Below are 23,056 nucleotides of genomic sequence, written 5' to 3'. Positions count from 1 at the left end.
GATTTCCAATTTAAATACGTTTACGAGACACCCATGACGAACGACGAAATCCTCGCCCAGTACGGTCCCCGAGAGGCCATGGAATATGACGTAGTGATCGTCGGTGCGGGCCCCGGCGGGCTGGCTACCGCGATTCGCCTGAAGCAACTCGCTGCCGAAAAGGGGCAGGAAATCTCGGTCGTCGTGCTCGAAAAGGGCTCGGAGCCCGGCGCACATACGCTGTCGGGCGCGATCATGGACCCGCGGGCGATCACCGAGCTGATCCCAGACTGGAAGGGAAAAGGCGCTCCGCTGAACCAGCCCGTCACTGACGATGCGATGGTCTTCCTCTCCGAGACGGGCTCGTTCCGCACCCCCAACATGGTGCTGCCCGCCTGCTTTCAGAACCACGGCAACTACATCGTGGCGCTCGGCAACGTGGTGCGCTGGATGGCGCAGCAGGCAGAAGAACTGGGCGTGGAAATCTTCCCGGGCTTCGCGGCCGCTGAAATCGTCTACAACGAAGACGGCTCAGTCAAGGGCGTGGCCACCGGCAACATGGGCGTAGGCAAGAACGGCGAGCCCACTGGCGAATTCCAGCTCGGCATGGAACTGCACGGCAAGTACACGATTTTCGCCGAGGGCGCGCGCGGCAACCTTGGCAAGCAACTGATCTCCAAGTTCAAGCTCGACGAAGGCCGCGATCCACAGACCTACGGCATCGGCATCAAGGAACTCTGGGAAATCGATCCCAAGCGCCACCAACCCGGCTTCGTGCTGCACACCGCCGGCTGGCCGATGGACAACAACACCTACGGCGGTGCCTTCCTCTACCACCTTGAGGACAACAAGGTCACGCTCGGTTTCATCACCGGTCTAGACTATTCCAACCCCTACCTCTCTCCATTCGAAGAGATGCAGCGCTGGAAGACGCACCCGAACATCCGCTACTACCTCGAGGGCGACGAGTCCAAGGGCATCAAGCCAGCCAAGCGCTTGTCGTACGGTGCGCGTGCGATCACCGCGGGCGGCCTGATGAGCCTGCCCAAATTCGTGTTCCCGGGCGGCGCGCTCGTGGGCTGCGATGCAGGTTTCCTCAACGTCAGCCGCATCAAGGGCAGCCACGCCGCCATCAAAACCGGCATGCTGGCCGCAGAGGCCGCGTTTGAAGCCATCGGCGCCGGTCGCCAGAGCGATGAACTGTCGGCCTACCCGGTCGCGTTCGAGAACAGTTGGCTCTATGAAGAACTGAACAAGGCCCGCAACTTCAAGGCCTGGTTCAAGAAGGGTCTGGTCACCGCGACGATCATGAACGGCATCGAGCAGTTCGTCCTGCGCGGCCACATTCCTTGGACGCTGCACCGCGACAAGCCCGACCACGCCTACCTGAAGCCCGCTGCGGACTCCAAGCCCATCGTCTACCCCAAGCCCGATGGCAAGCTGACGTTTGACCGTCTCTCAAGCGTGTTCATCAGCAACACCAACCACTCGGAAGACCAGCCAGCCCACCTGACGCTCAAGGACGCGAGCGTGCCGGTGAACATCAACCTCGCCAAGTACGCAGGCCCCGAGGCCCGCTACTGCCCAGCCGGCGTCTACGAATTCGTGCCCGACGAGGCCAAGGGCGGCAATGCCGAACGCCTGCAGATCAACGCGCAGAACTGTGTGCACTGCAAGACCTGCGACATCAAGGACCCGACGCAGAACATCGTCTGGGTAACGCCTGAAGGCGGCGGTGGCCCGAATTATTCGGGCATGTAAGCAAGCACTGTCTGGAAAGGCACATGGGCCCGAATCGGGCGCATGTGCCTTTTTTTCGTCATGAAACCACCGTTTTCGTATCAAAACCCACAAAATCATTGTTTCGGATTTGCCAATACAGGGTTTAACCACAGTTTCTTGAACGACTTGGTGCGCGCATACTAGACGACTACGTGACAGGTTGTAGACTTCTGCGTCCGGGCAGAAGCGAAACCTCGTTCGCGGCCTGTAAAACATCAGGAATTGACAACCTTCCGACTGGAGATCAAAGAGAATGAACAAATTGTCTTGGGCACCCCTTGGCGCGCTGGCGCTTGCAATGGCCGCCATCGCCCCCGTGGCACAGGCACAGGAGAAGTCCGTTGCCGTGACCGCCATCGTGGAGCATCCGGCGCTGGACGCCATTCGTGACGGCGTGAAGGAAAGCCTGAAGGCCGCCGGTTACGAAGAAGGCAAGAACCTGAAGTGGCAATACCAGAGCGCCCAAGGCAATCCGGGCACCGCCGCTCAGATCGCACGCAAGTTCGTGGGCGACAAGCCTGACGCCATCGTGGCCATCGCCACTCCGTCCGCACAGGCCGTGGTGTCCGCCACCAAGGACGTGCCTGTGGTGTTCTCCGCCGTGACCGACCCCGTGGCCGCCAAGCTGGTGAAGAACTGGGACGCCTCCAAGACCAATGTGACCGGCGTGTCCGACCTGCTCAAGCTCGAACCCCAGATCGACCTGATCAAGAAGGTCGTTCCGAACGCCAAGAAGGTCGGCATGGTCTTCAACCCCGGTGAAGCCAACTCCGCCGTCGTGGTCAAGGAACTCAAGTTGCTGTTGCCCAAGCACGGTATGACGCTGGTCGAGGCCGCCGCTCCCCGCTCGGTGGACGTGGGCACCGCTGCTCGCAGCCTGGTCGGCAAGGTCGACGTGATCTACACCAACACCGACAACAACGTCGTCTCGGCCTACGAGTCGCTTGTGAAGGTGGGCCAGGACGCCAAGCTGCCGCTGATCGCCTCGGACACCGACTCCGTCAAGCGCGGCGCGATTACCGCTCTGGGCGTGAACTACAAGGATCTGGGCCTGCAGACCGGCCAGATGGTGGTTCGCCTGCTCAAGGGTGAAAAGCCAGGCAACATCAAGCCCGAAGTCTCCAACAAGACCGAGCTGTACGTGAACCCGGGCGCTGCTGAAAAGCAAGGCGTGAAGCTCTCCGAAGAGCTGATCAAGTCCGCCGCCCAAGTGGTGCAGTAAGCACTCCCGGCTACAGTCATGACTTACCCTGTCATGACTGCGGCGAATCCATGCAGGAGCCGTGCACACATGGCTCCTGCTTTGTTTTTTTCAGACACTACCGTCCATGTCTCTTTTTTCACTGTTGGGCGCCGTTGAGATCGGCTTGATTTACAGCCTGGTCGCGCTTGGCGTTCTTATCTCCTTTCGCCTGCTGCGCTTTCCCGATCTGACAGTGGACGGCAGTTTCCCGTTGGGCGGAGCAGTCTGCGCCGTGCTGATCGCCGGCGGCTACAACCCCTTTCTCGCGACGCTGGCAGCCGCTGCCGCCGGCGCGATCGCCGGCCTCATGACGGGCTGGCTCAACGTGAAGCTCAAGATCATGGATCTGCTGGCTTCCATCCTGATGATGATCGCGCTGTATTCGGTGAACTTGCGCATCATGGGCGGCCCGAACGTGCCGCTGATCAACGACGCCACCATCTTCACCATCCTCCAGCCCGAAAGCATGCCCGACTATTGGGCCCGCCCCGCATTGCTGCTGGTGATCGTGATCGCCGCCAAGCTGATCATGGACTGGTTCTTCTACACCGAACGTGGCCTCGCGATCCGCTCCACCGGCTCCAACGCCCGCATGGCGCGTGCACAAGGCATCAACACCGGCGCCATGGTGCTGCTCGGCATGGCCGTTTCCAACGCGCTGGTCGCGCTGGCCGGTGCGCTGTTTGCGCAAACCCAGGGCGGCGCGGATGCCTCCATGGGCATCGGCACCATCGTGATCGGTCTGGCTGCAGTGATTGTCGGCGAATCCATTCTGCCGTCGCGTCGCCTCGTCTACGCGACGCTGGCCGTGATTATCGGCGCCATCGTCTACCGCTTCTTCATCGCGCTCGCCCTCAACAGCGACTTCATCGGCCTCAAGGCACAGGACTTGAATCTGGTCACCGCCGTGCTCGTGACCATCGCTCTCGTCATCCCGCAGCTCAAGCGCAAGCTGGCCAAGCGCGGCTCCTGATGCTTTCAGAACAACGATAAAAAGGAAGTCATCACCATGCTGAGCGCAAAAGACCTCTTCATCACCTTCAACCCGGGCACCCCCATCGAAACCCGCGCGCTGCGCGGCATGACGCTGGAGATCCCCGCAGGCCAGTTCGTCACCGTCATCGGCTCCAACGGCGCGGGCAAGTCCACCTTCCTCAACGCCATTTCGGGCGACTTGGGCGTGGACACCGGCACCATCAAGATCGACAACGAGGACGTGACCCGCCTTCCCGTATGGTCGCGCGCCACCCGCGTGGCCCGCGTGTTCCAGGACCCGATGGCCGGCACCTGCGAAGACCTGACCATCGAAGAGAACATGGCGCTGGCTCACCAGCGCGGCACACGCCGTGGTCTCTCCGGCGCGGTCAAAAAGTCCAACCGGGATCTGTACCGCGAGCGGCTGTCCATCCTCGGCCTCGGCCTCGAAAACCGCCTGACCGACCGCATCGGCCTGCTCTCGGGGGGCCAACGTCAGGCCGTGAGCCTGCTGATGGCGGCGCTGCAGCCTTCGCGCATCCTGCTGCTCGACGAACACACCGCCGCGCTTGACCCACGCACGGCAGACTTCGTGCTCAAGCTCACCGACCGCATCGTCGCCGAGAACAAGCTCACCACCATGATGGTCACCCACAGCATGCGCCAGGCGCTCGACGTCGGCCAGCGCACCGTGATGCTGCACCAGGGCCAGGTCGTGCTCGACATCTCCGGCGAAGAACGCGCACGCACCGACGTGCCCGATCTGCTGCAGATGTTCGAGAAAGTGCGCGGCGAAAAACTGTCGGACGACGCGCTACTGCTGGGTTGATGCCCCATCAACCCGCGCTGCACTCCTTGGCGAGTGCATCGTGCGACATGGAACTGGCAGCCTCTCGCGGCTGCCTTTTCATTTTCAGGGCGATCAGACAACCTGCCAGCGCGAACAGCGCCGCGCCCCATTCGGCATGCTGCAGACCGCGCGCCACCGCCTCAAGCCGGACAGGCACGTCTGCTGAACCATCCCCCAGAGCGGTGACCGGAGCAGTCGCCACCATCACCAGTACCGCCAGCCCCAGCGCCGCGCCCACCTGCTGCGCCGTCGCCGCGATGCCGGAAGCGACACCCTGACGCTCGGGCTCAATCCCCTGCCCCGCCACAATCCACATCGCGGTCCAGCTTGCACCCTGCCCAACGCTCAGCACGACGAAACCCGGCACTAGCCACCAATAGCTACTGCCATGCGGCAGCGCCCACGCAATCCAGCCCATGCCGAGCGCACCCGCCACCCAGCCGCCTATCAGCACACTGCGCACCGGGCTGCGAAGCAACCAACGCTCGGCCCAGCGGATGCCCAACGTGCACAGCGCCGTCGGCAGCAGAAATGCCGATCCTGCCTGCAACGGGCTCCAGCCGTAGATCTGCTGGAAGTACAGCGCGAGAAAGTAGTACTGCACGCCGTAGCTGCTCATGAAAACCATGGTGAGTGCCATCGCCGTGCGCAGACCCGGCACGCGCAGCAACGCCATCGGAACCAACGGTGAGCGCGAGCGGGTCTCGACGAAAGCGAATATACCCAGCAACGCCAGTGCGGCAAGCAGGGTGCCGATCAGCGCCATGCTGCTCCAGCCCCATTCCGGCCCCTGCACCAGCGCCGCGACCAGCAACGTGCTGCCCAGCGTGACAGTGACGCAGCCCGCCAGATCAAAGCCTTGCTTGTGCTCGGTCTTCGCGTCACGCGGCAGATAGCGCAATGCCGCCAGCGCGCACGGCCAAGCGACCAGCACCATCACCCACAGCACCCAGTTCCAGCCCAACCACTGCGTAAGCAGCCCGCCGAGCAGCGCCCCTGCTGCAAGTCCACCTGCCGAGGCCATGCTCCAGACGGCCAAGGCCCGGTTGCGCGCCGGACCGGCCTCGTACAGCGTGTTGATCAGCGATAGCGTGGCCGGAAACAGCATGGCCGCCGCCACACCCTGCGCCGCACGCGCCAGCACCAGTTGCAGCGAATCACTGGAGAAGCCACCGAGCAGCGACGCCAGTCCGAACAGCGCCATGCCGACGACGTACATGCGCCGCTTGCCCAGCAGATCGGCCGAGCGCCCGCCCAACAGCAGGCAGCCGCCAAAGGCCACGCTATAGCCGCTGATCACCCATTGCAGATGCCGCGCGTCCATCCGCAGATGCTGGCCGATGGCGTCCAGCGCAACGAAGACGATGGTGGCGTCCAGCGCGATCAGCAGTTGCGAGAGCGAAAGCAGCGCGAGCGCCATGCGGGGATGGCGCAGCGTCGATGCCGGAGAGTTGGAAGTGAAAAGTGCCATGAATCCAGAGTCCATGTAAGCCGAAACGGCAACTGGGTCCATGCTAATTAATTCACATTAAAAGATAAATGAGATATTTTTCTTTCACTCATGCAAAATTGAATTAATCAATTCATCGAGCCGACACCCATGGATCTCAATGCCGTCCACATGCTGGTCAAGGTGGCCGAATACAAAAGCTTCACCCTCGCCGCCCACCAGTTGGGCACCAGCCAATCGCGCATTTCTCGCAGTGTCGCCCAGTTGGAGGCCGCCCTTGGTATGCGGCTGTTGAACCGCAACACGCGCAATGTGTCGCTCACGCCCGATGGCTGCGAGCTGGTGGATCGCTGCACGCCGCTGATCGCGGGGCTGGAGGATGCACGCCGACTGTTGCTCGACCGACGCTGCGAGCCGAGCGGCATGTTGCGCATGACCGCACCATCCCTGTTTGGCCGAATGGTGCTCACGCCCATGCTGGGCCAACTCATGCGCCAGCACCCGCAATTGCAGATCGACGCAAACTTCACCGACCGCCTCGTCGACATGGTGGACGAAGGCTTTGATGCCGCCGTGCGCATTGGTCCGCTCGAAGACAGCCGCATGATCGCGCGCAGCCTTCCCCCGCTTCGCTGGGTGACGGTGGCCTCGCCCGCCTATCTCGCCGAGCACGGCACGCCCGGCAACCTGATCGAACTGGCGCAGCACACCTGCATCGGCGTCTACAACCCCCATCTCGGCCGCCGGGTGCACTGGCAGTTTCTCAATGAACAAGAACAGTTCGAGGAATGGCCCGTGCCGCAATCCATCCATTTTGACAGTGGCGATCCGTTGCTCGAGAGCGCCTTGCACGGACTGGGCGTGGTGCAGATCATGGAATTCGCGGTGCATGAACACCTGCGCGCAGGTCGTCTGGTGCGCCTCCTGCCCCAGCACGAGGGGCGCAGCCGCGAATTGGCGCTGGTCTACCCACGCTCGCGGCAAGCCTCGCCCAAAATCAAGGTACTGGCGAAGCTGTTGCTGGAGCAGGCAGACTGGTGAGATGACGGGACTCGCATAAGCTGCCAGACCCGTATCCGCACTGCGTCTTCCAAAAGCGTGACAATAGCGGGTTTTCCCGTAGCGTGGAACGGCCAGATCGGATGATCGGGCCGTGACCCAAGACCCCATGAGCGATAGCGGCCATCCTTCTTCTTCCAGCGGCGAGTTGCGCCGCACACTCAAAGCCCGCCACATGTCGATGATCGCCATTGGCGGCTCCATCGGCACCGGACTGTTCGTCGCCTCTGGCGCCACCATCTCCCAAGCCGGTCCCGGCGGCGCGCTGCTGGCCTATATGGTGATCGGGCTGATGGTTTATTTCCTGATGACCAGCCTCGGCGAGATGGCCTCGCATCTGCCGGTGTCGGGCTCGTTTGCGACCTATGGCGCGAAATATGTCGACGAGGGTTTCGGTTTTGCGCTCGGCTGGAACTACTGGTACAACTGGGCCGTGACCATCGCGGTCGACCTTGTAGCCGCACAGCTCGTCATGGCCTACTGGTTCCCCGACGTTAACGGTATTCTCTGGAGTGCCCTGTTCCTCGCGCTGATGGTCGGGCTCAACGCCTTGTCGGCGCGCGGTTTCGGTGAATCGGAATTCTGGTTCGCCACGATCAAGGTCGCCACCGTGCTGGTGTTCATCGCCGTCGGCCTGCTGATGGTCTTCGGCATTCTCAAGGGCGGCTCGCCCGAGGGCCTGTGGGGCAACGTCGCCAACTTCACGAATGGTGATGCGCCGTTTGCCGGCGGCTTTGCCGCGCTGATCGGCGTGGCGATGGTGGTGGGTTTCTCGTTCCAAGGCACCGAGCTCATCGGCATCGCCGCCGGTGAATCCGAAGACCCCGCCAAGAACGTGCCGCGCGCCGTGCGCAAGGTGTTCTGGCGGATTCTGCTGTTCTACGTGTTCGCGATCCTGATCATCGGCCTGTTGATCCCCTACACCGATCCGAAACTGCTCAAGAACGACCTGGGCGACATCTCGGTGAGCCCGTTCACGCTGGTGTTCGAACATGCCGGCCTGCTCGGCGCGGCGGCGGTGATGAACGCGGTGGTGCTGACCTCCGTGCTATCGGCGGGCAACTCGGGCATGTACGCCTCCACCCGCATGCTCTACGCGCTCGCTCAGCAGGGCATGGCGCCGAAGATATTCGCACGGGTGAACCAGCGCGGCGTGCCGGTCATGGCCCTGATCGCCACGACGGTGATTGCGGCACTGTGCTTCTTCTCGAACGTCTTCAGCCCCTCGGCCGTCTACATCTGGCTGCTGAACCTCTCTGGCATGTGTGGCTTCATTGCATGGCTGGGCATCGCCGTGAGCCACTATCGCTTCCGCAAGGGCTGCGAGGCGCAGGGCTACGACCTCCAGCAACTGCCCTACCGCGCCCCGGCGTTCCCCGTCGGGCCCGTGTTCGCTTTCGTGCTGTGCATGATCATCACGCTCGGCCAGAACTACGAGAACTTCATGGCCGACCAAATCGACTGGGTGGGCGTCGTCGCCACCTATATCGGCCTGCCTCTGTTCCTGATCATCTGGTTCGGCTACAAGTGGCTCAAGGGCACACGCTTCGTCTCGTACAAGGAGATGGATTTGATCGGCCTGCGCTGAGGCGCGCGATCATCTTGGCGGCCCACCCAAGCGAGGTCGGCCCGTCAGGCCACGCCCAGCGGCAAATCCGCCCGCTTCAACGTCCGCAGCACAAAGCTCGAGCGGCTGTGGCGTATGCCCTTGATGCGATAGAGCTTCTCGCGCAGCAGCCGCTCGTAGTCGCGCGTGTCCTTGACCACCACGCGCAGCAGATAGTCGTAGTCACCCGACACCAGATGCGCCTCGACGATCTCGGGGATGCTCGCAAGCACCTCGCCGAACTTCTCAAGTGTGTTGTCGGAGTGACTGTCAAGCGTGACCTGCACCAGCACGGTATCGCCAAGGCCCAACGCCTGCGGGTTCAGGCGCACGGTGTAGCCCTCGATCACGCCGGCCTCCTCCATCTTCTTGATACGCCCCCAGCATGGGGATGCGCTCAAACCAACCGCAGCGCCGATTTCCTGAAGGCTGGCACGCGAATCCGCTTGAAGACGCGCGAGAATTTTCCGATCCATGGAGTCCAAAAGCATAATTTTCTACAAAAGTTGACTTTGCAGATTATTTTTCCAAATAGATATCAAACACAAGAAAAAATCGAAAACATCTTCGAGCGACACAGGCGCATACTTCTTCCATCGAAACACTTTTACCGAAGCCCCTTTCCAGCAGAGCCTGTTTACCGACATTTCACTCTCCTTCACAGCTCCCGGGTGGTTACCGCTGCCTCAGGGAGCTTTGGTGTGTCTGATCACTGCAAACACAGAAAAACCCCAATTCCGCTGCGTATCGCTTTGCACACAATGGACGGTGGCCTCTCCATTGCGGGGTGGCCGAATCAAACCGGTGTGGAGACAACTTCGGCGCAGCCGATGAGGAACGAACGATATGCAGCTCAGCAAGATGGCTTTGGGAATCGGATTGGCTCTCGGCACGGCGTTCGCCGCCTCGGCCGCACCCCAGATCCTCAAGATCGGCTATGCCACCGCCCCCGACTCGCACTACGGTGTGGGCTCCAAAGTGTTCTGCGACGAGGTCGAGAAGAACACGCAAGCTCGCTTTAAATGCCAGTATTTCCCCAACTCGGCGCTGGGCGGCGAGCGCGAGCAGATCGAGGCCATCCAGCTCGGCACGCAGGATCTGGTGAACACCTCCACCGGCCCGGTCGGCAACTTCGTACCCGAAGTCAAGATCGTGGACATCCCCTTCCTATTCCGCGACTACGACCATGCGCGCAAGGTAATGGACGGCCCCATCGGGCAGGACCTGCTCACCAAGTTCCCGAGCAAGGGCATCATCGCGCTGGCCTGGACGGAAAATGGCTTTCGCCACATGACCAATTCCAAGCGCGACATCGTCACGCCCGCCGATGCCAAAGGGCTGAAGATGCGCACCATGGAAAACCGGGTGCACATCGACGGCTACAAGACCTTCGGCATCCTGCCCACGCCGATGGCATTCCCCGAGCTGTTCGGCGCGCTGCAGCAAGGCACTGTGGACGGTCAGGAAAACCCGATTCCGGTGATTCTCTCGGCCAAGTTCGCGCAGGTGCAGAACCATCTCTCGCTGACCGGCCATGTCTACTCGCCCGCGCTGCTGCTGCTCTCGCCCAAGGTGTGGAACAAGCTGAATGACGCGGACAGGAAGGTCTTCACCGACGCGGCGAAGAAAGCCTCCTCGGCTCAGCGTGCCAAGGTCAATGAGGATGAGGACAAGGGCATCGCCCAGCTCGAGAAAGACGGCATGAAAGTGATCCGCAAGGTCGACGGCGATGCCTTCCGCGCGGCGCTCAAGCCCGCCTACGCGGGTTATTCCAAGGAGTTTGGCGAAGCCAACATCCAGCGCATCGTCGACGTGAAATAAGAGCGTGTTTGCGATCTCGGCGCGAGGATTGCAGGATGCCGATCGGGATGGGCTGCAAGGCGCAAACCGCAGCAATAGCTCGGGCTATTGCGAGGATTTGCAACGCAGCAGATCCCCCGAGGCCGCGCCTGCAAGGCCGCGTGGAGAGCGCAACCACGCTCTCAGGACATGACCACCTGACGCAGCAGCGTGCTCGGCACCGTGTGGAACGGCCGGGCATTCTTTTTGTCTCTTTCTCTCCAACGCCCCATGGGCCGACCATCGTGCAAATCTTCGAGCGACTCTTTCTCGCGGTCAACCGCTGGGTGCTGATACTGCTGCTCGCCGCCATGTCGGTGATCATCTTCACCAACGTGGTGATGCGCTACACCACCCATGAATCCATCGAATGGGCCGAGGAAGTCTCGCGCCACATGATGATCTGGCTGACGTTCCTCGGCGCGGGCCCTGTGCTGCGCTATGGTGGCCACATCGCCGTCGAGAACCTACAGGACGCCCTGCCGCGCGGCGCGGCCATCGCGCTCAGGGTGGTGGTCGCGGCGCTGCTGTTCGCGTTCTTCGGCTTCATGATCTGGTACGGCTGGCTCTACATGCAGCGCACCATGTTCCAGCTCACCGCCGTCACGCAGATTCCGTTTGCCTACATCTACAGCGCCATGCCGATTGGCGGTGTACTGCTGGTCGTACACTTTCTGTTGATCGTCAAGGGCTACATCCTCGAGCGCCGGTTCGCGTCCGACGCGCATTTCGACGCGACCGCCTCCGCGTCGCTCTGAGCACGGAGACATCCCATGGACGCCAGCCTCGTTCTCATCCTCTCCGCCTGCATCTATCTCGCCATCGGCGTGCCCGTGGCCTTCGCGCTCGGGCTCTCGACCGCCACGACGCTGATCCTCGCAGAGAACTATCCGCTGATGGTGCTGCTCAAGGAGACCTTCACCGGCATCGACAGCTTTCCGCTGATGGCCGTGCCGTTCTTCATTCTGGCAGCAGAACTCATGAGCGGCGGCTCGCTCACCGAGGTGCTGCTGCGCTTTGCGGGCCAGTTCGTCGGGCACCGTCGGGGCGGGCTGGGCTATACCAATGTGGTGTCGCTGACCTTCTTCTCCGGGATTTCGGGCTCGGCGCTGGCCGATGCGGCGGGGCCGGGCTCGATGCTCATCAAGATGATGGACAAGGCGGGCTACGATCGATCCTACGCGGCGGCGCTCACTGCGTCGACCGCCATCGTCGGCCCGATCATTCCGCCGTCGATCACGATGATCATCTACGCGCTGCAGGACGAAACCGTCTCGGTGGCCACGCTGTTCGTGGCGGGCATTCTGCCGGGCATCCTGATCGCGATTGCGATGTGCGTGGTCAACTACTACGTCTCCAAGAAGCGCAACTACAAGGGAGACGGACAAACGCCGCCACTCCGAGAGATTCTGATCACCACCTGGAAGGCCCTGCCCGCCATTTTGCTGCCGGTGGTAATTCTCGGCGGCATGCGTGCCGGATGGTTCACGCCGACCGAGGCCTCGGTGGTGGCGGTGTTCTACGCGCTCATCTGCGGCAAGTTCGTCTACCGCACGCTGCAGTGGAAGGCGCTGCCGGAGATCCTGTCGCGCTCCGCCCTGCTTTCTGCTTCGGTGCTGATCATCATCGGGCTCTCCGCTTCGTTCGCCTGGGTGCTCACCATCGAGGGCATTCCGCAACAAATGGCGGAGTGGCTGGTCAGCATGAATCTCTCGCCGTGGATGTTCCTCATCCTCGTGAACATCTTTCTGCTGCTGTTCGGCATCTTCATCGAGCCGCTGCCAGGCGTCATGGTACTCGCACCGATTCTCGCGCCGGTGGCTCTCAAGCTCGGCGTCGATCCGGTGCATTTCGCGATGATCGTGATCTTCAACCTCACGCTCGGCATGATCACGCCGCCGGTCGGCGGGCTGTTGTTCGTGACCTGCAACGTCTCCAAGGTGCCGATGAGCGCGCTGGTCAAGGAACTGGTGCCATTTCTCTGGGCCCATGCGGTGGTGCTGGTGATCCTCACGTTCGTTCCCGCGCTCAGCACCTGGCTGCCGCGCATGCTGGGTTTCAAATGAATCGCCAAATACCAGATCACTCGCAGCTATAATGTGCGGCTTGTCAGGAGAGAGTCGCCGGGAGCCCATAAAAGCTTCCTCAGCGCGGCCGCCGAAGGCGCAGGCAGACACCGAACGCTCAGGCAAAAGGACTGGCAGCCGCCCGCAGTGATGCGGGCGTTCCCCCAGCTGGAGAGAGATCCGTACAACGCGTACCGATCCACCGAAGGAGCAAATCGCAGCGTTTCAGACGCGCGATGAATCTCTCAGGTAAAGCGGACAGCAGGGCAAAACCACGATCGACGTCATGGCGTCGGTCGTCCGGATCATTTGCCTTGGAGTTTGAAAAACATGTCCGCGCCCTCACCCGCCACGCCCCTGCTCACGACTCCACTCAACGCACTGCACATTGAACTTGGCGCCAAGATGGTGCCTTTCGCCGGTTACTCGATGCCGGTGCAGTACCCCGCTGGCCTGATGGCCGAGCACAGCCACACCCGCAGCGCAGCTGGCCTATTCGACGTTTCCCACATGGGTCAGCTGCGCCTGGTCGGCGCGGATGCGGCCGCCGCGTTCGAAACCCTGATGCCCGTTGACGTGATCGGCCTCGGCGTGGGCAAGCAGCGCTACGGCCTGCTGCTCAATGACGACGGCGGCATCATCGACGACCTGATGTTCGTGAACCGTGGCAAGGACCTCTTCGTGATCGTCAACGGTGCCTGCAAGGTCGGCGACATCGCGCACATCATCGAACGCATCGGCTCGCGCTGCGAAGTCATCCCCATGCCCGAACGCGGCCTGCTCGCGCTGCAGGGCCCAAAGGCAGTTTCCGTGCTATCGCGCCTCGTGCCCGGGGTGGAAAAACTGGTGTTCATGACCGGCGGCGAATTCAACTGGAACGGCGCCGACCTGTTCATCACCCGCAGCGGCTACACGGGCGAGGACGGCTTCGAGATTTCGGTACATGAGAGCCGCGCCGATGAATTCGCCCGCGCCCTGCTCCAGCAGGAAGAAGTGAAGCCCGTAGGCCTCGGCGCACGCAACTCGCTGCGCCTCGAAGCTGGTCTGTGCCTCTACGGCAACGATATCGACACCACCACCACGCCACCCGAGGCCACGCTGAACTGGGCGATCCAAAAGGTGCGCCGCACCGGCGGCGAGCGCGCGGGCGGCTTTCCCGGCGCGACCAGAATCCTCTCTCAGATCGACCAGCCCGGCTCACTCGCGCAAAAGCGCGTCGGTCTGATCGCCAAGGAACGCATTCCGGTGCGTGAGCCCGCCGAGTTGCAGAACGCCGAAGGCGTGAAGATCGGCCATATCACCAGCGGCCTGCTGAGCCCCACGCTGAACCAGCCCGTCGCGCTGGCCTATGTGAGCCCCGAATACGCGGCCAACGGCACCGAGCTGTTCGCCATCGTGCGCGGCAAACAGGTGCCGATGGTGGTGAGCGCCACGCCGTTTGTGCCCACCAACTACTTCCGCGGCTGATCACGGCAGTTGCCGTTGATCGCCTGCCAGACAGCGTCGGTTCGCAATTCCGCCTCAATTCCCGGCTACATTGCGTGCTGACCAATCTCGAACCCCGTTTTCAAACCTTTCTCCCGGAGCACCCATGAGCATCCACTTTTCCAAAGACCACGAATGGATCAACAGCGCTGACGCCAATGCCGCCGTCGTCGGCATCACCGTGCACGCGCAGGACGCGCTGGGCGACGTGGTGTTCGTCGACCTGCCCGAAGTCGGCAAGACCTTCGCCCAAGGCGAAGTCGCCGGTGTCGTCGAATCCGTGAAGGCCGCTGCCGATGTGTACATGCCCGTCTCCGGCGAGATCGTGGAAGTCAACGAAGAGCTGCGCAATGATCCATCGCTTGCCAACAGCGACCCACTGGGTGCTGGCTGGTTCTTCAAGGTCAAGTTGAGCGAGCCCGCTCAACTGGGCGAACTGATGGACGAAACGAGCTACAACTCGTTCGCCGCAAACGCCTGATGTAGTCCACGGCCGCGCCTTGTCGCCATGTTGCGAAGGCGCGGCCATTTTTGCTTTTGAGACTGGTCCCTCCATGCAAATGCCCGCCGCACTCCCCCTCTCCGCGCTGGAAAACGCCACCGAATTCCAACCGCGCCACATTGGCGTCAGCCCCTCCGACGAAGCCCACATGCTCTCCGTGATCGGAGAAGCCTCGCGCTCGGCGCTGATCGATTCCATCGTCCCGCGCTCCATCGCACGCGCCAAGCCGATGGACATTCCCGCCGCCATCACCGAAGCCAGCGCCCTCGCGGAGCTCAAGGCCGTTGCATCAAAGAACAAGGTTCTCAAGAGCTTCATCGGTCAGGGCTACTACGGCACGCTGACGCCCGGCGTCATCCTGCGCAATGTGCTGGAGAACCCCGCCTGGTACACGGCCTACACGCCATATCAGGCCGAAATCTCGCAGGGCCGCATGGAAGCGCTGGTCAACTTCCAGACCATGGTCTGCGACCTGACTGGCATGCCAATCGCCAACGCGTCGATGCTCGACGAAGCCACCGCCGCCGCCGAAGCAATGACGCTGGCCAAGCGCTCGGTCAAGTCCAAGAGCAACACCTTCGTCGTCGCCGGTGACGCGCATCCGCAGACCATCGAAGTCGTGCAGACCCGCGCCAAGCCGCTCGGCATTGACGTGAAGATCGCCAATTCCAAGGACGAATGGGAAACGCTGCTGGCCGGTGACTTCTTCGCCGTGCTGATCCAGTACCCTGCGTCAAGCGGCTGGATCGCAAACTGGAAGGCCGACGTCGAAGCCATCCACGCCAAACAGGCCGCCGCCATCGTCGCGACCGACCTGCTCGCCCTCACCCTGCTCACCCCGCCCGGTGAGTGGAATGTGGACATCGTCGTCGGCTCCACCCAGCGCTTTGGCATGCCGATGGGCGCTGGTGGCCCGCACGCCGGTTTCATGGCCTGTCGCGATGAGTACAAGCGCTCGCTGCCAGGTCGTTTGGTGGGGGTGAGCGTCGATGTGCACGGAAAGCCTGCCTATCGCCTCGCGCTGCAGACCCGCGAACAGCACATCCGCCGCGAAAAGGCCACGTCGAACATCTGCACCGCGCAGGTGCTGCCAGCGGTAATCGCCAGCATGTACGCTGTCTACCACGGCCCCGAAGGCCTTACGCGCATCGCACGCCGCGTGGCCCGCTTCACGGCCATCCTCAGCCGTGGCCTCGCCAAGCTGGGCTACACCGCCAAGCACCATGACACGGCCTTCGACACCCTGAGCCTACACACCCAAGGAGAGACCGACGCGGTCATCGCGCGCGCCGTCACCAAGGGCGCCAACCTGCGCAAGGCGTGGGACGAATACATCTGCATCTCGCTCGACGAAACCACTACGCGCGCCGATGTGGAACTGGTCTGGGCCATCTTCGCGGGTGAAGGCAAGGCACTGCCGACCATCGAAGCAATGGACGAAGGCGCGCCGTCGCTGATCCCCGCGTTTGCGGAGCGCACGAGTGGCTTCCTCACGCACCCGGTGTTCAACACGCACCACTCCGAAACCGGCATGCTGCGCTACCTTCGCGGCCTATCGGACAAGGATCTGGCGCTGGATCGTTCGATGATCCCGCTCGGCTCCTGCACGATGAAGCTGAACGCGACCAGCGAGATGATCCCGATCACCTGGCCCGAGTTCGCGAACATGCACCCGTTCGCGCCGCGCGACCAGCTCGCGGGCTACATCGAGCTTGATCAGCAACTGCGCGACTGGCTCTGCCAGGCCACCGGCTACGCGGGCGTGAGCCTGCAGCCCAACGCGGGCAGCCAGGGCGAATACGCCGGTCTGCTGGCGATCAAGGGCTGGCACGAGTCGCGCGGCGACGCGCACCGCAACGTCTGTCTGATCCCGAGCAGCGCGCACGGTACCAATCCCGCATCCGCCCAGATGGTCGGCATGCAGGTGGTGGTGACGGCCTGCGACGCCAACGGCAACGTGGACATGGTCGATCTCCAAGCCAAGTGCGAGCAGCACAGCGCCAACCTCGCCTGCATCATGATCACCTACCCGTCCACGCACGGTGTGTTCGAGACTCAGGTGAAGGAACTCTGCGAGCTGGTGCACAGCCACGGTGGCCGCGTCTACGTGGACGGTGCCAACATGAATGCGCTGGTCGGTGTGGCCGCTCCGGGTGAGTTCGGCGGCGACGTGAGCCACCTGAACCTGCACAAAACCTTCTGCATCCCCCACGGTGGTGGCGGCCCGGGCGTCGGCCCCGTGTGCGTGGTGGAAGACCTGGTTCCGTTCTTGCCCGGCCACAAGGCGGGCGGCATCGAGGGTGGCGTCGGCGCGGTCAGCGCAGCGCCTCTGGGCAATGCCGCCGTGCTGCCGATCAGCTGGATGTATATCCGCATGATGGGCCCGGACGGCCTCAAGCACGCCACCGAAGCGGCGATTCTGAGCGCCAACTACATCAGCGTGCGCCTGAAGGATCACTACCCGACGCTGTACGCAAGCGCCAACGGCCACGTCGCGCACGAGTGCATTCTCGATCTGCGCGGCCTGAAGGACACCTCCGGCGTGATGGCCGAAGACGTCGCCAAGCGCCTGATCGACTACGGTTTCCACGCCCCTACGCTCTCCTTCCCCGTACCCAACACGCTGATGGTCGAGCCGACGGAAAGCGAAACGCTGTTCGAAATCGACCGCTTCATCGACGCGATGATCGCCATCCGCAATGAAATCCGCGAAGTCGAAGCAGGCAAGCTGCCACGCGAGGACAACCCGCTCAAGAACGCGCCCCACACGGCCGAGCAGGTCACCGCCGACGACTGGAAGCACGCCTACGCCCGCGAACTGGCGGCCTACCCAGTAGCCGCTCTGCGCAAGTCCAAGTACTGGTCACCCGTCGGCCGCGTGGACAACGTCTACGGCGACCGCAACCTGTTCTGCAGCTGCGTTCCGATGGATGCTTACGAGGGCAAGTGATCCGTTCAGTACGTCAGTTGCCTGGTGCTGACGCGTGACTGATGGAGTGTGAAGAAGGCGAGTGGTGCCGTGGGTACCGCTCGCCCTTTTTTCAAGCGTGCCTGCGCCGCACTACACTCGCAGCCCGATGCCACTCCCACCACTGCCCCTCATTCCCTACGAGCCGCTGATTCCGCTGTTTGAAGACGCGCACCTGCTCGCCTTCGACAAACCCTCCGGCTTGCTGTGCGTGCCAGGGCGCGGCGAAGACAAGCAGGACTGCCTGATCCATCGAGTGCAGCAGCAATGGCCGGAGACGCTGCTCATTCACCGGCTGGATATGTCCACTTCCGGCATTGTGCTGTTCGCCCGCAATCTCGAAATGCAGCGCGCCATGAGCGCAGCATTTGCCGAGCGGCGAGTGCACAAGATCTACGAGGCGCTGGTGGCGGGCTCGCCTGCCGAGCCGGGCACGGACTGGCAGGAAATCGATGCTCCGATTCTTCAGGACTGGCCACGGCGACCGCGCCGTATCGTCGATCCGGCGGGCAAGCCCAGCGTCACGCGCTGGCGGGTGCTCGGATACGTAGATGGCATTTCACGCGTCGAATTGCAGCCGGTCACCGGTCGGACGCATCAATTGCGGGTGCATTTGCAGCATCTGGGGTTTCCCATACTCGGAGACCCGCTTTACGCGCCGGAGCCCGCGCAGCAATTCGCCGCTCGTTTGATGCTTCATGCACGTTTATTGCAGCTTTCTCACCCTGTCAGCGGGCAGAAACTGTGTATTGCCAGCAACGTGCCGTTTTAAATTTGTATCAAGGAAAATGGGCTTCCCACAGAGGATAATCAGCATAAGCTTATGCCCCTCCCCTAGGGAAATCCCCCGTTGTGAGGCCATGTCCCCTCGATAAGCTGGGCGACTTGCTGTGCGACGCTCCCCAAAAAGGGGCGCACGACTGCATACAATTTACCTTTATTGAATTTATTAGTGATAGGAATAACTATGCAAACGACCTTCCGTGCGCGTACGTTGATTGCAGCCATGGGACTGGCTGGTGCAGCTTTCATTGGAACTGCGGCTCACGCCCAGATCAAGATCGCCATGGTGATCCCGACGACTGGCGCTCTGACTCAGTACGGCGACATGGTCAAGGAAGGTGCTACGACTGCGGTTGAAATGACCAATGCAGCCGGCGGCATCAACGGCAAGAAGATCGAACTGGTAGCAGTGGACGACGCTTGCGAACCCAAGCAAGGTCCAGTGGCCGCGAACCGTGTGGTCAACAGCAAAATCGGCTATGTGATCGGCCCAGTCTGCTCCGGTGCTTCGATCGCTGCAGCCCCTATCTACAACAACGAAGGTGTAGTGGTTGCCACTCCTTCCGCTACGTCTCCCGCCCTGACGGACGGCAAGAACTACAGCTTCATCTTCCGCACCATCGGCCGTGACGACCAACAAGGCCCGTCGGCTGCCAAGTTCATCATCGACCACGCCAAGCCCAAGAAGGTTGCCGTGCTGCACGACAAGCAGTCGTACGGTCAGGGCATCGCCACCGCCGTGCGTGACGATCTGAAGAAGGCCAAGGTTGAAGTGGCGCTGTTCGAAGGCATCAACGCTGGTGACTCCGACTACTCCGCCGTGATCACCAAGCTCAAGGGCGCCGGTGTCGACTTCGTGTATTTCGGCGGCTACCACCCCGAAATGGGTTTGCTGCTGCGCCAAGCCGCAGAGCAAGGCCTGAAGGTCAAGATGATGGGTCCGGAAGGCGTGGGCAATCCTGAAGTGAACGCCATCGCTGGTGCCGCTGTGGAAGGCATGCTGGTGACTCTGCCGGCCGACTTCTCCGCCAACCCCAAGAACGCCGCCGTCGTGAAAGCGTTCAAGGATGCCAAGCGCAATCCATCGGGCGCTTTCCAGCTGACTTCGTTCGCGGCTGCACAATCGCTGATCGCCGCCATCAAGGCCGCTGGTGACAACCCGGCCAAGGTGTCCGAGTGGCTGCACGCCAACACAGTGGACACGGTGATCGGCCCGATCTCGTGGAACAAGCAGGGTGACCTGAAGTCCTTCGACTTCCAAGTGTTCCAGTGGCACAAGGATGGTTCCAAGACTCCCGCAGTCAAGTAACCACTGACGCTCTCCCTTCGGGGCAGGACGTTCGCAAACCGGAGTTTGCGACGTACCTGCCCCGTTCGTTTAACTGGTGCCATGGTTTTCACGGATGCCCCCAAACGGGTGCAATCCTGATGACAAGCGCGCCAGGGCCGTGCAAGATGAATCGCACTGCCCTCAAAGTGGACGACCAAGCAATGTCTGACTTATTGCCACAGCTGATACAACAGCTATTCAACGGGCTCTCACTAGGAGCCATCTACGCCCTGATCGCCATTGGCTACACCATGGTCTACGGCATTATCGGGATGATCAATTTCGCTCACGGCGACATCTACATGATCGGTGCCTACATTGGCTTGGTCACGCTGTCCGCCGTGGGCACAACCAGCGGTTTGCCGATCTGGTTCATCATCGCGCTCATGCTGGTGGTGGCCGTCGTCATCACCGGGGTCTACGGTTTCGCCGTCGAACAGGTAGCCTACAAACCGCTGCGCTCAAGCCCACGTCTCGTGGCGTTGATCTCCGCGATCGGCATGTCGATCTTTCTGCAGAACTGGGTGGCTCTCGGTCAAGGCGCGCGCGACATGGCGGTGCCCGCCCTGCTGCCCGGCGCATTCACCTTCCATCTCGGCAACTTCGAAGTCTTCATCCCCTTCGCCCGCATCCTCATCATCGTGGTGGCGGTGGCGCTGATGATCGCGCTCACGCTGTACATCAAGCACTCCCGCATGGGCCGCGCCTCGCGTGCCTGCGCGCAGGACATGCACATGGCGAACCTGCTGGGCATCGACACCAACCGCGTCGTCTCGTTCACCTTCATCCTCGGTGCCGTGCTGGCCGCCGTCGGTGGCGTGCTGATCGCGCTGGCGGTGGGCAAGCTCAATCCCTTCATCGGCTTCATCGCTGGCATCAAGGCCTTCACGGCGGCGGTGCTCGGCGGCATCGGAAGCATTCCGGGCGCGATGCTCGGCGGTGTGGTACTGGGCGTGGCCGAGACCTTCGCCGCAGCCTACATATCGTCGGAATACAAGGACATCGTGGCCTTTGGCCTGCTGGTGCTGATCCTGCTGTTCCGCCCGACTGGTCTGCTCGGTAAGCCTGAAGTGGAGAAGGTGTGATGAACAAGATCCGCTCTCAACTCGGCAACGCCATCTTCGCCACCATCATTGCTGCGCTGCTGATCATTCCGATCTTCGGCCTGCATCTGGAGCGCGCGGGCATCCGCACCTATCTGGTCACGCAGTGGAACTACGTGATCTGGGGCTGTGTCATCGTGTTCCTCTGGCAACTGCTGCGCCCGGCGCTGAAGTCCGCCACCAAGGGCATCAGCTTGCCCTCGTTGCCCAGCATCTCGGACAAGGCACGGCCCGTGGTCTACCTCGTGGTCGCGCTGATCGCCGTGTCCTGGCCTTTCATGGCTGGCCGCAACGCGGTGGACATCGCCACGCTCGCCATGATCTACGTGATGCTAGGCCTCGGCCTGAACATCGTGGTTGGTTTCGCCGGTCTGCTCGATCTGGGTTTCGTCGGCTTCTACGCCGTGGGTGCCTACACCTACGCCCTGCTCTACCACTGGGCGGGCTGGAGCTTCTGGGAGGCACTGCCGCTCACCGGGCTGGCATCGGCCACCTTTGGCTTCCTGCTGGGCTTTCCGGTGCTGCGCCTGCGCGGTGACTATCTGGCCATCGTGACGCTCGGTTTCGGCGAAATCATCCGCCTGCTGCTGGTGAACCTGAACGACTGGACCGGCGGTCCGGACGGCATCTCCAGCATTCCCAAGCCGACGTTTTTCGGCCTGCCGCTCACGCGCTCGCCAGCCACCGAAGGCGGCACCACGTTCGCGCAGTTTTTCGGTATCGAGTTCAACACCATGCACATGGTGATCTTCCTGTACCTGACGGCGCTGTTCCTCGCAACCCTCACGCTGCTCGTCAGCAATCGACTGATCCGCATGCCGATTGGCCGTGCATGGGAAGCGCTGCGCGAAGATGAGATCGCCTGCCGTTCGCTCGGCCTGAACCCCACGAAGATCAAGCTCTCGGCGTTCACGCTGGGCGCCATGTTCGCGGGCTTCGGGGGTGCGTTCTTCGCGGCGCGCCAAGGCATCGTGAATCCCGAGTCGTTCACCTTCATCGAATCGGCGCTGATCCTCGCCATTGTGGTGCTGGGCGGAATGGGCTCACAACTGGGTGTGATCATTGCGGCGATCCTGATCACCGTGCTGCCTGAACTGGCGCGCGAGTTTTCCGAATACCGCATGCTGATTTTTGGTCTGGTGATGATTCTGATGATGATCTGGCGCCCGCAGGGCCTGCTGCCCATGAAGCGCCACCACGTGGAAGTTCCTTCGACAGGCAACCACTCCGGCAACCACAAGGATGGAGCGCACGCATGAGCCATCTTCTCGAAGTCAAAGACCTGAGCATGCGCTTTGGCGGCTTGGTGGCCGTCGACGGTGTGCAGATGGCCATCAAACCGAAGGAAATCTTCGCCATCATCGGCCCCAACGGTGCTGGCAAGACCACGGTGTTCAACTGCATCAGCGGCTTCTACAAGCCCACCACCGGCGTGATCACGCTGGCGGGCGAGTCGATTGCCGGTCTCGGCAGCCACAGCGTCGCCCAGCGCGGCGTGGTGCGCACCTTCCAGAACGTGCGTCTGTTCAAGAGCATGACCGCCGTGGAAAACCTGCTGGTCGCGCAGCATCGCCGCACCAGCAAGTCGGTGCTCGGGGGCCTGTTCAATACGCGCGGCTACCGCGAGAGCGAAAAGGCCGCCATCGCCAACGCGATGAAGTGGCTGGAGTTCATGGGCATCGCCGAATTCGCCAACCGCGAAGCCGGCAACCTTGCCTATGGTCACCAGCGCCGCCTCGAGATCGCGCGCTGCATGATCACCGAGCCCAAGCTGTTGATGCTCGACGAACCCGCAGCGGGCCTGAACCCGCAGGAGAAGGTCGAGCTGCAGCACCTGATCGAGCGCCTGCGCACCGAATTCGGTGTAACGGTGCTGCTGATCGAGCACGACATGGGTCTGGTGATGGGTGTGTCCGAGCGCATCCTGTGCATGGAATACGGCAAACCGATCGCCATGGGAACGCCCGATGAGGTGCGCAACAACGAGCGGGTCATCAAGGCCTATCTGGGAGAGGCCTGAGATGAGCGCCAAACAC

At 62.1% G+C, this 23,056-nt stretch carries 19 protein-coding genes and 2 riboswitches; of the genes, 17 read left to right on the top strand and 2 right to left on the bottom strand.

Annotation, left to right across the window (positions count from 1 at the left end; genetic code table 11):
* The first annotated feature begins 33 nt into the window (after window positions 1–33).
* The 4 genes from G7047_RS08145 to G7047_RS08130 all read left to right on the top strand — a co-directional run bounded on the left by G7047_RS08145 (window position 34) and on the right by G7047_RS08130 (window position 4,808).
* Window positions 34–1,740: an electron transfer flavoprotein-ubiquinone oxidoreductase gene (locus tag G7047_RS08145; protein WP_166303336.1), complete on the top strand. Its 1,707-nt coding sequence runs from the start codon at window positions 34–36 to the stop codon at window positions 1,738–1,740.
* Window positions 1,741–2,014: 274 nt separating this feature from the next.
* On the top strand, window positions 2,015–2,983 hold the full coding sequence (locus G7047_RS08140; protein WP_166303331.1) for an ABC transporter substrate-binding protein: 969 nt from the start codon (window positions 2,015–2,017) through the stop codon (window positions 2,981–2,983).
* Window positions 2,984–3,089: 106 nt separating this feature from the next.
* Complete coding sequence (locus G7047_RS08135) at window positions 3,090–3,977, top strand: ABC transporter permease (protein WP_166303326.1); 888 nt, start codon at window positions 3,090–3,092, stop codon at window positions 3,975–3,977.
* 36 nt (window positions 3,978–4,013) lie between these two features.
* Window positions 4,014–4,808, top strand: a complete 795-nt coding sequence (locus G7047_RS08130) for an ABC transporter ATP-binding protein (protein ID WP_166303323.1) — start codon at window positions 4,014–4,016, stop codon at window positions 4,806–4,808.
* A 7-nt stretch (window positions 4,809–4,815) separates the two neighbouring features.
* On the opposite strand, the gene G7047_RS08125 is transcribed toward G7047_RS08130, so the two are convergent.
* Window positions 4,816–6,300, bottom strand: coding sequence for an MFS transporter (locus G7047_RS08125; protein WP_166303318.1), 1,485 nt, complete (start codon window positions 6,298–6,300; stop codon window positions 4,816–4,818).
* Window positions 6,301–6,429: 129 nt separating this feature from the next.
* On the opposite strand from G7047_RS08125, the gene G7047_RS08120 reads away from it, so the two are divergent.
* Both G7047_RS08120 and G7047_RS08115 read left to right on the top strand, forming a co-directional pair.
* A complete protein-coding gene (locus tag G7047_RS08120) occupies window positions 6,430–7,320 on the top strand; it encodes a LysR family transcriptional regulator (RefSeq protein ID WP_166303314.1) in 891 nt (296 codons plus the stop codon).
* A 127-nt stretch (window positions 7,321–7,447) separates the two neighbouring features.
* Entirely contained in the window at window positions 7,448–8,926 is a 1,479-nt protein-coding gene (locus tag G7047_RS08115; protein WP_166311951.1) for an amino acid permease, read from the top strand.
* 44 nt (window positions 8,927–8,970) lie between these two features.
* On the opposite strand, the gene G7047_RS08110 is transcribed toward G7047_RS08115, so the two are convergent.
* Window positions 8,971–9,429 (bottom strand): Lrp/AsnC family transcriptional regulator, encoded by a 459-nt coding sequence (locus G7047_RS08110; protein WP_166311950.1) that lies wholly within the window; start codon window positions 9,427–9,429, stop codon window positions 8,971–8,973.
* A 361-nt stretch (window positions 9,430–9,790) separates the two neighbouring features.
* On the opposite strand from G7047_RS08110, the gene G7047_RS08105 reads away from it, so the two are divergent.
* The 11 genes from G7047_RS08105 to livG all read left to right on the top strand — a co-directional run bounded on the left by G7047_RS08105 (window position 9,791) and on the right by livG (window position 23,040).
* Window positions 9,791–10,765, top strand: a complete 975-nt coding sequence (locus G7047_RS08105; protein WP_166303310.1) for a TRAP transporter substrate-binding protein — start codon at window positions 9,791–9,793, stop codon at window positions 10,763–10,765.
* Between the two features lie 263 nt (window positions 10,766–11,028).
* Window positions 11,029–11,541 (top strand): TRAP transporter small permease, encoded by a 513-nt coding sequence (locus tag G7047_RS08100; RefSeq protein ID WP_166311949.1) that lies wholly within the window; start codon window positions 11,029–11,031, stop codon window positions 11,539–11,541.
* 15 nt (window positions 11,542–11,556) lie between these two features.
* Entirely contained in the window at window positions 11,557–12,849 is a 1,293-nt protein-coding gene (locus G7047_RS08095) for a TRAP transporter large permease (protein ID WP_166303305.1), read from the top strand.
* A gap of 34 nt (window positions 12,850–12,883) precedes the next feature.
* Window positions 12,884–12,993, top strand: a riboswitch (glycine riboswitch).
* A gap of 14 nt (window positions 12,994–13,007) precedes the next feature.
* Window positions 13,008–13,121: riboswitch (glycine riboswitch) on the top strand.
* Window positions 13,122–13,179: 58 nt separating this feature from the next.
* Complete coding sequence (gene gcvT, locus G7047_RS08090; protein ID WP_166303301.1) at window positions 13,180–14,316, top strand: glycine cleavage system aminomethyltransferase GcvT; 1,137 nt, start codon at window positions 13,180–13,182, stop codon at window positions 14,314–14,316.
* Between the two features lie 124 nt (window positions 14,317–14,440).
* Window positions 14,441–14,815, top strand: a complete 375-nt coding sequence (gcvH, locus tag G7047_RS08085; RefSeq protein ID WP_166303298.1) for a glycine cleavage system protein GcvH — start codon at window positions 14,441–14,443, stop codon at window positions 14,813–14,815.
* A gap of 73 nt (window positions 14,816–14,888) precedes the next feature.
* Window positions 14,889–17,786: an aminomethyl-transferring glycine dehydrogenase gene (gene gcvP / locus G7047_RS08080; RefSeq protein ID WP_166303295.1), complete on the top strand. Its 2,898-nt coding sequence runs from the start codon at window positions 14,889–14,891 to the stop codon at window positions 17,784–17,786.
* A 127-nt stretch (window positions 17,787–17,913) separates the two neighbouring features.
* On the top strand, window positions 17,914–18,576 hold the full coding sequence (locus tag G7047_RS08075) for an RluA family pseudouridine synthase (protein WP_166303291.1): 663 nt from the start codon (window positions 17,914–17,916) through the stop codon (window positions 18,574–18,576).
* A 195-nt stretch (window positions 18,577–18,771) separates the two neighbouring features.
* Complete coding sequence (locus tag G7047_RS08070) at window positions 18,772–19,896, top strand: branched-chain amino acid ABC transporter substrate-binding protein (protein ID WP_166303286.1); 1,125 nt, start codon at window positions 18,772–18,774, stop codon at window positions 19,894–19,896.
* Window positions 19,897–20,078: 182 nt separating this feature from the next.
* Entirely contained in the window at window positions 20,079–21,002 is a 924-nt protein-coding gene (livH, locus tag G7047_RS08065) for a high-affinity branched-chain amino acid ABC transporter permease LivH (protein WP_166303281.1), read from the top strand.
* A complete protein-coding gene (locus G7047_RS08060; protein ID WP_166303279.1) occupies window positions 21,002–22,279 on the top strand; it encodes a high-affinity branched-chain amino acid ABC transporter permease LivM in 1,278 nt (425 codons plus the stop codon). The genes livH and G7047_RS08060 overlap by 1 nt, the downstream gene beginning before the upstream one ends.
* Entirely contained in the window at window positions 22,276–23,040 is a 765-nt protein-coding gene (livG, locus tag G7047_RS08055; protein WP_166303276.1) for a high-affinity branched-chain amino acid ABC transporter ATP-binding protein LivG, read from the top strand. Before G7047_RS08060 ends, livG begins: the two co-directional genes overlap by 4 nt.
* Window positions 23,041–23,056: the final 16 nt, after the last annotated feature.

Source organism: Diaphorobacter sp. HDW4A (assembly GCF_011305995.1).
GTDB lineage: Bacteria > Pseudomonadota > Gammaproteobacteria > Burkholderiales > Burkholderiaceae_C > Diaphorobacter_A.
This window is presented reverse-complemented; position numbering and strand designations above follow the sequence as displayed.

Bases quoted from the DNA above. Each gene is read 5' to 3' on its own strand.
- G7047_RS08140 (WP_166303331.1), top strand. From the start codon at position 2,015: ATGAACAAATTGTCTTGGGCACCCCTTGGCGCGCTGGCGCTTGCAATG.
- G7047_RS08130 (WP_166303323.1), top strand. From the start codon at position 4,014: ATGCTGAGCGCAAAAGACCTCTTCATCACCTTCAACCCGGGCACCCCC.
- gcvH (WP_166303298.1), top strand. From the start codon at position 14,441: ATGAGCATCCACTTTTCCAAAGACCACGAATGGATCAACAGCGCTGAC.
- G7047_RS08075 (WP_166303291.1), top strand. From the start codon at position 17,914: ATGCCACTCCCACCACTGCCCCTCATTCCCTACGAGCCGCTGATTCCG.
- G7047_RS08145 (WP_166303336.1), top strand. From the start codon at position 34: ATGACGAACGACGAAATCCTCGCCCAGTACGGTCCCCGAGAGGCCATG.
- G7047_RS08070 (WP_166303286.1), top strand. From the start codon at position 18,772: ATGCAAACGACCTTCCGTGCGCGTACGTTGATTGCAGCCATGGGACTG.
- gcvP (WP_166303295.1), top strand. From the start codon at position 14,889: ATGCAAATGCCCGCCGCACTCCCCCTCTCCGCGCTGGAAAACGCCACC.
- G7047_RS08115 (WP_166311951.1), top strand. From the start codon at position 7,448: ATGAGCGATAGCGGCCATCCTTCTTCTTCCAGCGGCGAGTTGCGCCGC.
- gcvT (WP_166303301.1), top strand. From the start codon at position 13,180: ATGTCCGCGCCCTCACCCGCCACGCCCCTGCTCACGACTCCACTCAAC.
- G7047_RS08135 (WP_166303326.1), top strand. From the start codon at position 3,090: ATGTCTCTTTTTTCACTGTTGGGCGCCGTTGAGATCGGCTTGATTTAC.
- G7047_RS08060 (WP_166303279.1), top strand. From the start codon at position 21,002: ATGAACAAGATCCGCTCTCAACTCGGCAACGCCATCTTCGCCACCATC.
- livH (WP_166303281.1), top strand. From the start codon at position 20,079: ATGTCTGACTTATTGCCACAGCTGATACAACAGCTATTCAACGGGCTC.
- G7047_RS08120 (WP_166303314.1), top strand. From the start codon at position 6,430: ATGGATCTCAATGCCGTCCACATGCTGGTCAAGGTGGCCGAATACAAA.
- livG (WP_166303276.1), top strand. From the start codon at position 22,276: ATGAGCCATCTTCTCGAAGTCAAAGACCTGAGCATGCGCTTTGGCGGC.
- G7047_RS08125 (WP_166303318.1), bottom strand. From the start codon at position 6,300: ATGGCACTTTTCACTTCCAACTCTCCGGCATCGACGCTGCGCCATCCC.
- G7047_RS08105 (WP_166303310.1), top strand. From the start codon at position 9,791: ATGCAGCTCAGCAAGATGGCTTTGGGAATCGGATTGGCTCTCGGCACG.
- G7047_RS08095 (WP_166303305.1), top strand. From the start codon at position 11,557: ATGGACGCCAGCCTCGTTCTCATCCTCTCCGCCTGCATCTATCTCGCC.